This is a genomic window from Campylobacter troglodytis (genome assembly GCF_006864425.1).
In the GTDB taxonomy this organism is placed as follows: domain Bacteria; phylum Campylobacterota; class Campylobacteria; order Campylobacterales; family Campylobacteraceae; genus Campylobacter_D; species Campylobacter_D troglodytis.
In genome coordinates this window covers 1-10,929 of record NZ_QHLI01000071.1, presented here as the reverse complement: position 1 = coordinate 10,929, position 10,929 = coordinate 1, and the positions used below count along the sequence as shown (strand labels likewise).

The 10,929-nt window shown below is 37.4% G+C and carries 13 protein-coding genes; 2 read left to right on the top strand and 11 right to left on the bottom strand.

Annotation, left to right across the window (positions count from 1 at the left end):
- From DMC01_RS11115 to pheS, 6 genes are all read right to left on the bottom strand, one after another.
- The coding region (locus DMC01_RS11115; protein WP_221887156.1) for a hypothetical protein at window positions 1–208 on the bottom strand (208 nt) is incomplete at its 3' end.
- Window positions 187–339, bottom strand: a complete 153-nt coding sequence (locus DMC01_RS13765) for a hypothetical protein (protein ID WP_185908889.1) — start codon at window positions 337–339, stop codon at window positions 187–189. The genes DMC01_RS13765 and DMC01_RS11115, both read right to left, overlap by 22 nt.
- Window positions 340–356: 17 nt before the next feature.
- Window positions 357–2,363, bottom strand: a complete 2,007-nt coding sequence (locus tag DMC01_RS11110; RefSeq protein WP_142694280.1) for an HsdM family class I SAM-dependent methyltransferase — start codon at window positions 2,361–2,363, stop codon at window positions 357–359.
- A gap of 540 nt (window positions 2,364–2,903) precedes the next feature.
- On the bottom strand, window positions 2,904–4,259 hold the full coding sequence (gene aroA / locus DMC01_RS11105) for a 3-phosphoshikimate 1-carboxyvinyltransferase (RefSeq protein WP_142694279.1): 1,356 nt from the start codon (window positions 4,257–4,259) through the stop codon (window positions 2,904–2,906).
- A gap of 618 nt (window positions 4,260–4,877) precedes the next feature.
- A complete protein-coding gene (gene pheT / locus DMC01_RS11100) occupies window positions 4,878–7,259 on the bottom strand; it encodes a phenylalanine--tRNA ligase subunit beta (protein ID WP_142694278.1) in 2,382 nt (793 codons plus the stop codon).
- The gene (gene pheS, locus DMC01_RS11095) at window positions 7,256–8,248 is read right to left on the bottom strand and encodes a phenylalanine--tRNA ligase subunit alpha (RefSeq protein WP_142694277.1); all 993 of its coding nucleotides are present in this window, start codon (window positions 8,246–8,248) and stop codon (window positions 7,256–7,258) included. Before pheS ends, pheT begins: the two co-directional genes overlap by 4 nt.
- 95 nt (window positions 8,249–8,343) lie before the next feature.
- Between pheS and DMC01_RS11090 the strand changes: the two genes are divergently transcribed.
- Together DMC01_RS11090 and DMC01_RS11085 are read left to right on the top strand one after the other, a co-directional pair.
- Window positions 8,344–8,688, top strand: a complete 345-nt coding sequence (locus DMC01_RS11090) for a histidine triad nucleotide-binding protein (RefSeq protein ID WP_142694276.1) — start codon at window positions 8,344–8,346, stop codon at window positions 8,686–8,688.
- Between the two features lie 233 nt (window positions 8,689–8,921).
- Window positions 8,922–9,272 carry a hypothetical protein gene (locus DMC01_RS11085; protein WP_142694275.1) on the top strand — a complete coding sequence of 117 codons (351 nt, stop codon included), beginning with the start codon at window positions 8,922–8,924 and terminating at the stop codon, window positions 9,270–9,272.
- A gap of 769 nt (window positions 9,273–10,041) precedes the next feature.
- Here DMC01_RS11085 and DMC01_RS16075 read toward each other — a convergent pair.
- The 5 genes from DMC01_RS16075 to DMC01_RS13745 form a co-directional block, all read right to left on the bottom strand.
- A complete protein-coding gene (locus DMC01_RS16075) occupies window positions 10,042–10,167 on the bottom strand; it encodes a hypothetical protein (protein WP_282432310.1) in 126 nt (41 codons plus the stop codon).
- A gap of 19 nt (window positions 10,168–10,186) precedes the next feature.
- On the bottom strand, window positions 10,187–10,339 hold the full coding sequence (locus DMC01_RS13760) for a hypothetical protein (RefSeq protein ID WP_185908888.1): 153 nt from the start codon (window positions 10,337–10,339) through the stop codon (window positions 10,187–10,189).
- Window positions 10,336–10,503, bottom strand: coding sequence for a hypothetical protein (locus DMC01_RS13755; protein ID WP_185908887.1), 168 nt, complete (start codon window positions 10,501–10,503; stop codon window positions 10,336–10,338). Before DMC01_RS13755 ends, DMC01_RS13760 begins: the two co-directional genes overlap by 4 nt.
- Window positions 10,484–10,660 carry a hypothetical protein gene (locus DMC01_RS13750; protein ID WP_185908886.1) on the bottom strand — a complete coding sequence of 59 codons (177 nt, stop codon included), beginning with the start codon at window positions 10,658–10,660 and terminating at the stop codon, window positions 10,484–10,486. The genes DMC01_RS13755 and DMC01_RS13750 overlap by 20 nt, the downstream gene beginning before the upstream one ends.
- 54 nt (window positions 10,661–10,714) lie before the next feature.
- Window positions 10,715–10,929 (bottom strand): hypothetical protein (locus tag DMC01_RS13745; protein WP_185908885.1); only part of this gene is annotated, 215 nt, incomplete at its 5' end.

Below are 10,929 nucleotides of genomic sequence, written 5' to 3'. Positions count from 1 at the left end.
GTTCAAATAATTCAAACAAATCCCCTATTCTAAATTCCTCCCATTTGCCCCCATTTTGCTTAAACTCATTTTCAAGTTTGGCGAGAGTGGATTCTTCGCAATGCTTGGAATCTAACCCACCCCCTAAATCCCCCTCCGCAAGGGAGGGGGACTTTTGAGAATCCGCACTTCGCAAGGCGTGGGGGCTTAATGTGTCGTCCTCTTGCAATGATGACCCCTCCCTAAATCCCTCCCGCAAGGGGAGGGACTTTTTAGATTCCCCCTGCTGTGCGGAGAATGACTCCACTGATTCCCCCCTCCCTTGCGGAGGGGGGCTAGGGGGGTGGGTAGATTTATCATTTGAGAATCTAGCTAAGTCAAAGTGAGTCCTTTTTAAGCACTTGAGACACTTCCCAAGCTAAATAATCGCTCACCGTCTTTTTAAAGTCCGCTAATGTTGGCTTTGAATCGATAATTTTATGCTGGTCGAAATTCCAATCTGCCCCGCTGGGCGTGATAAAATCTTCTATGTAAATTTCATCTAAATTCCAAGCACTTTGTAAAAATTTGCTTGAAGCCTTGCCGTTTTTGTAAATCTCTACGATGTCATTGTAACGCGCTGTGGGATTATCCACCTCTTGTAAAGCCCTTTCTGTGCGTTTATAGCCGTCATTTCGAAAGTCTATAAATTTCACACTCTTTTTAAAATCGTGTGGCACACCTGCTTCAAAGATATAAATACTTGTTTGAACCCCTGCCATAGGCTGAAACAAATCAGTTGGCATTTTGATACTTGCTTTTAGGGTGTGTTTTTGCAAAATGGCTTTATTGGTGTGAGTTGCCTTGCCAGAACCAGCTGAATCTTGAATGATAATCGCACCTAGTGCGTGGCGTGGCATATTATCAAGCCCTAATTTTATGAAAGGCATTCCATTTTCCTTGTAAGAAAAGGGAGGATTGAGTAAGATTCTATCGGCTTTAAATTCTCTAATGGTTTGAGTTAGGGCGGTATTAAAGCTATCGTTTTGAATGATTTGACTAGAACCATCGCCTCGCAAAATCATATTTGTAGTGGCTAGGGCGTAAATATCCGCACTTTCTTCTATGCCTAAAAGTTGGCTTTGTTTAATCTCATTTATCTTGTCTTTGAGCTTAAAGCTTTGGCAATCTTGCGTAGCTAGGCTAATCATCAAATCCATAGCCGCGATTAAAAAGCCAGCTGAGCCTGTGGCTAAATCAAGCACCTTGCAATCTTTGTGAATTTCTAAAATCTTACTCATCATTTTGGTTACATAAAAGGGCGTTAGGACTATGCCTATTTCCTTGCCCCCGCTCATTGCGTATTTTAAAAACTCATTATACATTTCGCCCATAAGGTCATAAAATTTGGTGTTTTTATTAAGCGTGTTTATCTCGTTAAAAATATGCTCAAAAATGTAGGTAAAAACCTGCTTGTTTGTGCTAGCACTCTTGCTTTTTAGATATTTGCTTTTTTCTAACTGTTTGTGTAAAGCCCTAGGTGCATCTCTGTTGGTGTTAATCGTCATTCTGTGAAATGAGTTTGTCATTAAAGAGACTTTATCTTGGGCTAAATCGTGGTTTTGTAAAAATTTTTCTATGTGATTTTGGATTTTTATGCTGTCTCGGTAGCTTCCATCTGCGCCCAAAAGCAAATCGGGGGTTAAGCCTTTTTCTAGGGTTTGCTCCTTGTGCTTAATATCTTGCATAGCAAGCAAACACGCTGCGACAAATAAAGCCCTTTCGTGTGGGAGAATCGAAAAATCATTCATAATCTTGCTTAAATTCTTAGCGTGTTTGCTTATAAGCTCTCTTTTATAAATGGCAAAATTATGCTTTTGCTCATCTGTTAGCTTGATATTTTCATAAAAATCATCAAAGGATTCTTTATCACGCAAAAAGCCTAAATCTTTGTAGTTTGTATCTATGTAGGTGTTATTTTCTGCGACATAAAAGATTTTTATCTCTACATTATACTCATCATCTCCTGCCACGCCTATGGCTATGACTTCTTTGTAGGCATTTGCTTTGACTAGGTGTTTAGCATAATGCAAGGCACCGTTTAAGGCGAAATCACGCACACTTGAAGTATCTTCTTTTATAATAACTGGGGATTCTAGGGCTTGAAGCTTTTTAATGCCTAGTTTATTTTCAATCACCACAGGAAGATCGCCGTATTTTTCCACCACAAAATCAATCGCAGCTTTGCCACCCTTGCCTGTCTTGCTTGCACCTTTTAGGGCTTCTTGCATAAAAGGTGATGCGGTTTTTTCGTAAAAATCTTTGTTTTTAACTAGCCCTAACTCAGTAAAAATGCCCTTGACATAGTCATCGACATCGTTTTCTTTTTGCCATTTTTCGCTCATTTTTATCCTTTTTGTGAATTTTTAGCTAAATTTCTTGCCTTACTTGAATTCTTGCTTGAATTTTACTGTGAATTTTTGTGTCTCTTGTAAATTTTAACTTGTGAATTTTTGTCTTTATGATAAATTTAGGCTGTGAAGTTTTGCTCCTCTTGTAAATTTTAGCTGTGAATTTTTGTCTTGTAAATTTAAGCTTGTAAATTTTGTCCCCTCTTGTAAATTTTAACTTGTAACTTTTTATCTTTCTTACAAAGTTAAACTGTGAATTTTTTACTTACCCCCTACTTTTAAAGAGGCTAAATGCTTGTAATTTTTCATCCTTGAATTTAAAAAGCTAAACCTTTATAAGCTTTTTCATCCTTGAATTTAAGCTTTCACAAATTTTAGCTTTTTAAATTCACACTGTGAATTTTTGTTTTAAATTCAAGGGCTTAATTTATTTGTGTGAATTTTTAGCCTCAATGTTTTAAATTCAGCTTAAATTTAAAAAAAGCTAGAAAAAGCCTTTAAAATAGCAAGATCAAAAAAGCAAAGCCTTTAAACTTAATCCTCTATCCTTGCTCCTAAATCCTTAAGTATGCTTAAAAAATTTGGAAAAGAGGTGTTTATGCACTCGGTGTCATCTATTTCAACCCCACATTTAAGCCCTAAGATGGCAAAGCTCATTGCTATTCTATGATCTCCAAGGCTTTGAATTTTAGGCAATGTTTTTGGATCTTTTGTAAGCTTTTGTGTAAAAGGCGTTGAATTTTTCGTGCCTGTAAGGTCCTTAGAGCTTAAAGTAGCCAAGCCTTCTATCTCAAAGCCTGAGTTAAGCTCTCTTGCTAAGATGCCACATTTTTGCAAATTACTAACCACAGCAGTGATACGGTCGCTTTCTTTTACGCGAAGCTCTGCGGCATTTTCAAGCCTTGAAGTGCCACTAGCAAAGGCAAAGGCTATGGCAAGAGCAGGTGCTTCGTCAATTAACCAAGAGATATTCTCACTTACAGTTACAGCCTTTAAATTTGAGCTTTCAACGCAAATTTCGCCCACAGCCTCAAAGTCATTTTGAAGTTGCTTAAACTCGATCCTAGCACCCATTTTTTCAAGCACCTTAAAGGCTTCGATGCGGGTCTTATTTAACAAAACATTGCTTAAAATCACACTTGAGTTTGGCAAAATCGCAGCTGCTACAGCGAAGTAAAATGCAGAGGATGGGTCGTTTGGAATGGTGATTTTAAGGGGCTTTAAAGGAGCTTTGAGTGGGGAGATTTGAATTTTTAGCCCATCTTGGCTTAATTTTAAGGGTGCATTCATAGCCAAAAGCATATTTTCGCTGTGATTTCTACTAAGTAGTGGCTCGCTAAAATGAGAGCTAGAATTTGCACGAAGGCTAGCCAAAATGAAAGCTGTTTTTACCTGAGCTGAGGAGATCTTGCTTTCATATTCAATGCCCTGTAACTTTGCACCCTCAATGCAAAGTGGAGCAAGGCTAGCATCCTCTCTCCCATAAATCCTAGCCCTCATCCTTTTTAAGGGCTCGCTAATTCGCTTCATAGGACGTTTGTTAAGGTATTTATCCCCACTTAAAACAAAAAAGCCCTGAGCTCCTGCTAAAAAGCCCATCATAAGTCTCATGGTTGTGCCTGAATTTCCACAGTCAAGGATCTTATTTGGACTGATGATCTTTTTAGGAGCCTTAATTAGCACCCTATCATCCTTTCTTTCAACAGTAGCACCTAAGTTTCTAGCTATTTCAAGGGTGTTTAGTGTATCCTCTGCTAGTAGGTAATTACTAGCCCTACATTCATCCTCGCAAAGCATTGAAAAAATGCCAAAGCGGTGGCTTATGCTCTTATCGGCTGCGATTTTTTCAAGCCTTGCGGTAAAGCCCTGTGTTAAAGCGTGAATTTTCATTTTTTGTCTTTCATTTTGTAAAATTTGTGGCAAAATATTTTAAATTTAGGCTAGTTTATCATTTGATAAAGCCTTGTTTTTAAGATGATCTTTTTTTGTTTAAAACTGTCTTAGTTAAATTCAAGCCCTCATTAATCTTGCCTAGATAAAGATCTTTTAAGGCTTTTAGCAGACTCTAAGACTACATAGGATCAATTTCTTGGTTTCAATGCTGCGTTTGCTGAAATAGTTTTATCTTTTGTGGTGCTGAATTCTTGTGTCTTGTTTATGTCCTTGAAATTTTTTGTGTCCTTTTTGTGCCTTTTTTGTATCCTTGATTTTTTTTTATGTCTTTTTTGCGTACTTGAATTTTATGAATTTTAAAACAACCGTGCAAATTTTTCAGCCCACCATTTTAGCCTACCACACAAAGTGGCTTGCAAAACTTTATAAATAAAAGCTCAGTTACAAACTAAAAATTCAAGGCTTCAAATTCTACTTTAAAACAAGGCTTTGTGTAAATTTTACAAGAAGGCTTTATATGAAAGCTTGTTAAATTTTGAAAGAATGCTTTGCGTCCAATTTGTCAAATTCACAAAAGGCCTAAAAATTCAAAGATTTTAAGAAAATTCACAAAGCTCACTGCCTTAATCTAAGCCCTAAATTATCGCTTAAAGCCCTTATAATTTCTTCCATTTTCTCAGCTACTTGAGAGTCTTCAAGGGTCTTTTCCTCAGCTTGAAAGATAAAATTTATACTTAAACTATACTCGCCTTTTAAGCTTTCATCCTCATAAAGATCAATCACTCTAAATTCCTTTAAAATGCCTATATTTAAAGATCTTATACACTCTTTTATACTCTCATACTCATAAGATTTTGGGATGATTATACTTAGATCCCTACTAACTTGTGGGAATTTTGAGTAAGGCTTAACCCTTTTTACCTCGCTTTTTAGCAAGGATAGATCAAGTTCGCACACATAGGTCTTTTGCAAGCCTTTATCTCTTTCTATGCCAAGATGCACCCGTCCTACAAAGCCTACTACAAGCTTATTTTTAATGATCCTTGCTTGTTCATATTCGCTTAAAAAGCTGTAATTTGAACTAGCTAGCGAAAATTCACCAAAGATATTCTTCATTTCAAGTAAAAAGCTGTAAAAGTCTATGAATTTAGGCTTTGCCTTGTTTGAGATCTTTGGCTCCTCTTTGTAGCCGCTAAAAATGAAGGCTATTTTTTCCTTTTGAGTAGCCTCTTCGTCAAAAACAGCACCGCTTGTGAAAAGCTTTATGATCTTTTTTGAATTTTTTGTGTTAAAGCTTGCTGCATTTAAGAGTTGATTTATAAGGGTTGATCTAAGGGTGTTTAACTCTTTGCTGATGGGATTAATGAGTTTAATTTTAGGGATTTTAAAGCCAAGATTTTTTAGCTCATCCTCGCTATCAAGCACATAATGAACGCTTTCAAAATAGCCATTTGCCACTGCCTTGTGCCTTAAAGCCCTTAATGCTCTATAATCAAAATAACACTCATTAAGCCTTGTTCTTTCACTTATAATCAAAGGTCTTGCTGGGATATTATCAATGCCTACTATGCGCATAATTTCCTCGCTTAGATCGGCAAAATTAGCTATATCGCTTCTATAAATAGGGGGCTTGACATTAAATAAATGCTTGTCAATGATGGTTACACCAAAGCCTAATCTTTTTAGTATATTAATGATCCTGTTTGTATCAAGCTCTACTCCTAAATACTCATAAAGTTGAAAGAGATCAAATTTAAGATCCTCTTGTTTGGGTGCGTAGCTAAAATGTTGCGAGCTTCCCCAAACTTGTGCATCTGCGTATTTAACCAGCCTAGTGAGTAGGTAATTCATAGCAAGATTAAGCTGAGGCTCAGAGCCTCTAAAGCTTCTATAAACCGTGTCCTCATCTTGCTTTTCGTACTTATTTTTTGCTAGGGCTATGACTGAGGGGTCATTATAATTTGCCTCTATCAAAACCAAGTTGCTACAATTTGTAACCTTTGATGATGGGCTTTGATAAATTCCACTCACAGCCACAAGCTCATCCTTGTGATAAATCAGGCTTTCTTGATTTTCTCCTTTTTTAATGACAAAGCTAAGCTCTTCAATGGGAACTAATTTTTTGTCTTTTTTGTCTTTTTTGTCTTTTATTATGATTTCTTCGTAGTTTTTGCTAAAAACTCTTAGATCATAGGCATTAAAGATAGCACCCATAGAATGAGTAGCACAGTTTAAGAAATTTAAAATAGTATTATCCGTAAGCTTTGAGATAGTAGCAAGCTTTAAACTCATAGTTAAATTCACAGCCACATCCTCAAACTCAACAACCCTATATATATAAGAACTTTTAAGCTCCTTATCCACAGACAGCCTAAAAATTCTACCTATGGCAAGATTATTTTCCTCATCCTCAAAATTAGCAATCTTTTTTAAATCCCTATCAAAGCCAGCACTAAGCTCTCTTGCTATGCCATAAACGCTTAAACAGTCTCCACGGTTTGAAGTAAGTTCAAGCTCCATAAGATCATCATCAAATATGGCATATTCATTTAAGGCCTTGCCAAGTTCTAGCTCGCCAATGCTCTCATCAAGTATCATTATGCCCTCATTTATCTTTGCTAGTCCAAGCTCAGTTGAGGAGCAAATCATACCCTCGCTAACAACCCCTCTTAGAGTGGTTTTTTGAATTTTTAGCCCATTTGGCAGGTTAGCACCCTCTAAGGCTAAGGCTACGAACTGCCCTACTTCGACATTCTTTGCCCCACAAACTACTTGAAGGCTTTTTTCTCCTATATCTACCTCGCAAAGACTAAGCTTGTCTGAGTTTTCTACCCTAGTTTTTTCTTTGATCTGTCCTACTACTACCCTATCTGGCACCCTTAAAGAGTGAGCATTATCTACTTCTATGCCTATTTCATTTAACTTTTTTGTGATCTCGCTTAGACTGAGATCTTTTAGATCTATGAATTCACTTAACCAAGTCCTTGTAACTATCATCTAAACTGCTCCAAAAGCCTCAGATCCCCTTCAAACAAGGAACGAAGATCGGGAATTTGATGATAAAGCATAGCAAAGCGCTCAATACCAAGCCCAAAGGCATAGCCGCTTACATTTTGATAATTTACAAATTTATACACATTAGGATCGACAACCCCAGATCCTAAGACCTCAAGCCAGCCCGTTTGCTTACAAACCCTACAACCACCTCCCTTGCAAAAGACACAGGATATATCAACCTCGGCTGAGGGCTCTGTAAAAGGAAAGAAACTAGGACGAAATCTAATCTTAACATCTCCGAAAAAATAATGCAAAAATTCCACCAAAATGCTCTTTAAATTCGCAAAACTAACCTTTGCCCCCTCTTCAACCACAAGCCCTTCAATCTGATGAAACATAGGAGTATGAGTAAGATCAAAATCTCGGCGAAAAACAGCCCCAGGTGCTATCATACGAACAGGGGGTTTTTGAGCTAACATAGTGCGAATTTGAACAGGGGAGGTTTGGGTGCGAAGTAAGCTGCCATCATCAAAATAAAAGGTATCTTGCATATCGCGTGCGGGGTGGGTTTTGGGTAAATTTAAGGCTTCAAAATTATGAAAGTCATCCTCTATCAAGGGACCCTTTTCAACGCTGAAATTTAAACTTACAAAATAATCAATAATCCTATCCATAGTTGAATTTATAGGATGAAGTGCCCCACTAACACAGCCCTCGTCAAAATAGCTAAAATTCAAGGCATCCTTTTTCATATCCTCGTTTAAAGCAAGCTTTGAAAGCTCTTGGTGCCTTTGCTCGTAAGCCTTGTTAAAGGCTTCTTTTTCTTCGTTTAAGCTCTTGGCTAATTCCTTTTTCTTTCTTTCGTTTAGTTCTTTTAATTTAGCAAACTGCGTTGTCAAATAGCCCTTTTTGCCAAGCACACTCACGCGCAAGGCTTCAAGCTGGGCTAGATCCTTGCTAGCTTTTATCTTATCAATTAGATCTTGCAAATTTATCCTTTTCCTTAAAAATTGGATAAATTCTACCTAAAAAACTTTAAATTTAGGCTATAATGGAATAAATTTTTCACACAAAGGATTAGATTATGAGAGAAAAAAACATCTTTGAGCGCATCATAGATAACGAGCTTCCAAGCACAAAGGTACTTGAAAGCGATGAATTTTTAGCCTTTAAAGATATAAATCCAAAGGCACCCATACACATACTAGTTATCCCAAAGGCTTATTTTAAGGACTTTCAAGAGCTAAGCCCTGAGGTGATGGCAAAGATGACAAGCTTTATCCACGAACTTGCTGTTTTAACAGGGGCTGATAAAACAGGCTATAAGCTTTTAACCAACTGCGGCGAGGGCGTTGGACAAGAGGTCTTTCATCTACATTTTCACTTTTTGGCCGGCTATGAGGGCAAGCCACAGCAGTGGGTTTTTTAGCTTTAAATGAAAAGAACAGCTCAAGCTTAATGTGTTTAAGAGGCTAATTCAAGGCTTTTAACCCTAAAAGCCTTTTTTTCGCTTTATTTTAAATCTATTCTAAATCACTCTTTAACTTTACATTAAAACTTCTTTACTCTATCAAAATCTTAAATCAAGGCTTTAAATACCTTAAAATTCAAAACTTAATTTTCTCAGATCTTCTACATAAATCTTAAATTTAATGAGACATAGTGTTACTAAAAGAAACTTTTATTGAAAAATTGACCGTTTTACAAAGGACTGATTATAGAGGACGGAATACGGATTACAGAGGACTGATTACAGAACATAGACTACGGAAGACGGATTACGAACTGCAGAGGATGAAAAAATTAGACTTTAAGCTTGAATTTAAGCCTTGCAAGGATAAAGTGGGCTTGAATTTAAATTTAAATTCAAGCAAATTTGATTTGTTTGTCATTTTGAGCTTTCGCAGAAAACGACCCAATGGGTTGCAAGATGTAGCCGTAGCAAAAAAATCTCTTGTCATATTGAACCTAAGTAAAGAAACTCAAATATCTTGTCATATTGAGGCGAAGTGAAAAATCTCTTGTCATATTGAGGCGAAGCCGAAATATCTCTATTTTCTAAAATGTTTGAGATACTTCGGGCTTTGCCCTCAGTATGACAAACATTATGAAATTCTTCGCTACGCGAGACAGACAAGAGTTTAATGCTTTATTAAATAGAGATACTAGCACACGCTCAGTATGACAAGTAAAGGGCTTTTAAGCAAGTTTGATTTGTTTGTCATTTTGAGCTTTCGCAGAAAACGACCCAATGGGTTGCAAGACGTAGTCATAGCAAAAAAAAACTTTTGTCATTTTGAGGAAAAGTGAAAAATCTCTTGTCATATTGAGGCGAAGTGAAAAATCTCTTGTCATATTGAGGCGAAGTGAAAAATCTCTTGTCATATTGAGGCGAAACCGAAATATCTCTATTTTCTAAAATGTTTGAGATACTTCGGGCTTTGCCCTCAGTATGACAAACATTGTGAAATTCTTCGCTACGAGAAGACAGACAAGAGTTTAATGCTTTATTAAATAGAGATACTAGCACACGCTCAGTATGACAAGTAAAGGGCTTTTAAGCAAGTTTGATTTGTTTGTCATTTTGAGCTTTCGCAGAAAACGACCCAATGGGTTGCAAGACGTAGTCATAGCAAAAAAAAAACTTTTGTCATTTTGAGGCGAAGCAAAAAAATCTCTAAAATTTCTTTGTCATTCTGAGCCTTGCTCTCTCAAGGTTCAAAATTGCAACTCAAAAGAAAATTCACAAATTCCACAAAATGATAATTTTGCTAATGCAAAATTAACCCACCCCCACCCAGCGGGTTGCGAGCCTTGCGAAGCAAAAAATCCCCCCTCCGCAAGATAGAGAGAACTTGTAGTGTGAATTCTCACTCTCAAGGGATTTTTGGTTTGTCGCGCCTTGCAAGGACTTTTGTTTCGCTTTTTCACGCTTTTTCTATCAGCTTGATTGCATTCTCATTTAAGTCATAAAGGCTATAAACTAGCTTGTTGATTTTTTGTTCTAATGTGCTCATCTTGTCATTTCTTGCTGAGGGTTCGCCTTTGAAAGCCCCCTTGATAAATGAAGTTTGCCTCATTTAAAGTCCCTGCCGTGCGGAGGGTGACACAAAAAGCCACTTGCTAAGTGGCGACACTTTAAGTCCCCCTGCCGTGTGAGTGAGAATTCACAAGGCAAGTCCCCCTCCCTTGCGGAGGGGATTTGGGGGTGGGTTATTGAGTTGTCATTTTGAGCCGTAGGCAAGTCCCCCTGCCGTGCAAAGGGGATTTAGGGGGTGGGTCGTAATTGCGAGAATTTGCGTTAGCAAATTCGTGGCGGCTGGGGCGTAGCGGTTTTTGCGTAGCAAAAATGTGTTAGCAGACGCGTAGCACGAAGTAAAATCCATAAAAAATTCAGACAAAAGTCTGAAATTTTGTCATATTGAGGCTTTGAAAAAGCCGAAATATCTCGTAATTCAAAAAGAGATTTTTTTGCTTCGGCTACGCCTTGCAACCCACCCTGTCGCTATGCTCAAAATGACAAATAAATCAAACCTGCTTGAATTTAAATTCAAGCCCACTTTATCCTTGTAAGTTTTTACCTTGTCATATTGAGTGTAGCGACACAGTGGGTTACGAGGCGTGAAACGCCGAAGCAAAAATATCTCAAAATGATGAGAAAAGAGATTCT

Excerpts from the sequence above, each read along its gene's own strand:
- DMC01_RS13765 (WP_185908889.1), bottom strand. The coding sequence starts at position 339 with ATGATAAATCTACCCACCCCCCTAGCCCCCCTCCGCAAGGGAGGGGGG.
- DMC01_RS11110 (WP_142694280.1), bottom strand. The coding sequence starts at position 2,363 with ATGAGCGAAAAATGGCAAAAAGAAAACGATGTCGATGACTATGTCAAG.
- aroA (WP_142694279.1), bottom strand. The coding sequence starts at position 4,259 with ATGAAAATTCACGCTTTAACACAGGGCTTTACCGCAAGGCTTGAAAAA.
- pheT (WP_142694278.1), bottom strand. The coding sequence starts at position 7,259 with ATGATAGTTACAAGGACTTGGTTAAGTGAATTCATAGATCTAAAAGAT.
- DMC01_RS11090 (WP_142694276.1), top strand. The coding sequence starts at position 8,344 with ATGAGAGAAAAAAACATCTTTGAGCGCATCATAGATAACGAGCTTCCA.
- DMC01_RS13760 (WP_185908888.1), bottom strand. The coding sequence starts at position 10,339 with ATGAGGCAAACTTCATTTATCAAGGGGGCTTTCAAAGGCGAACCCTCA.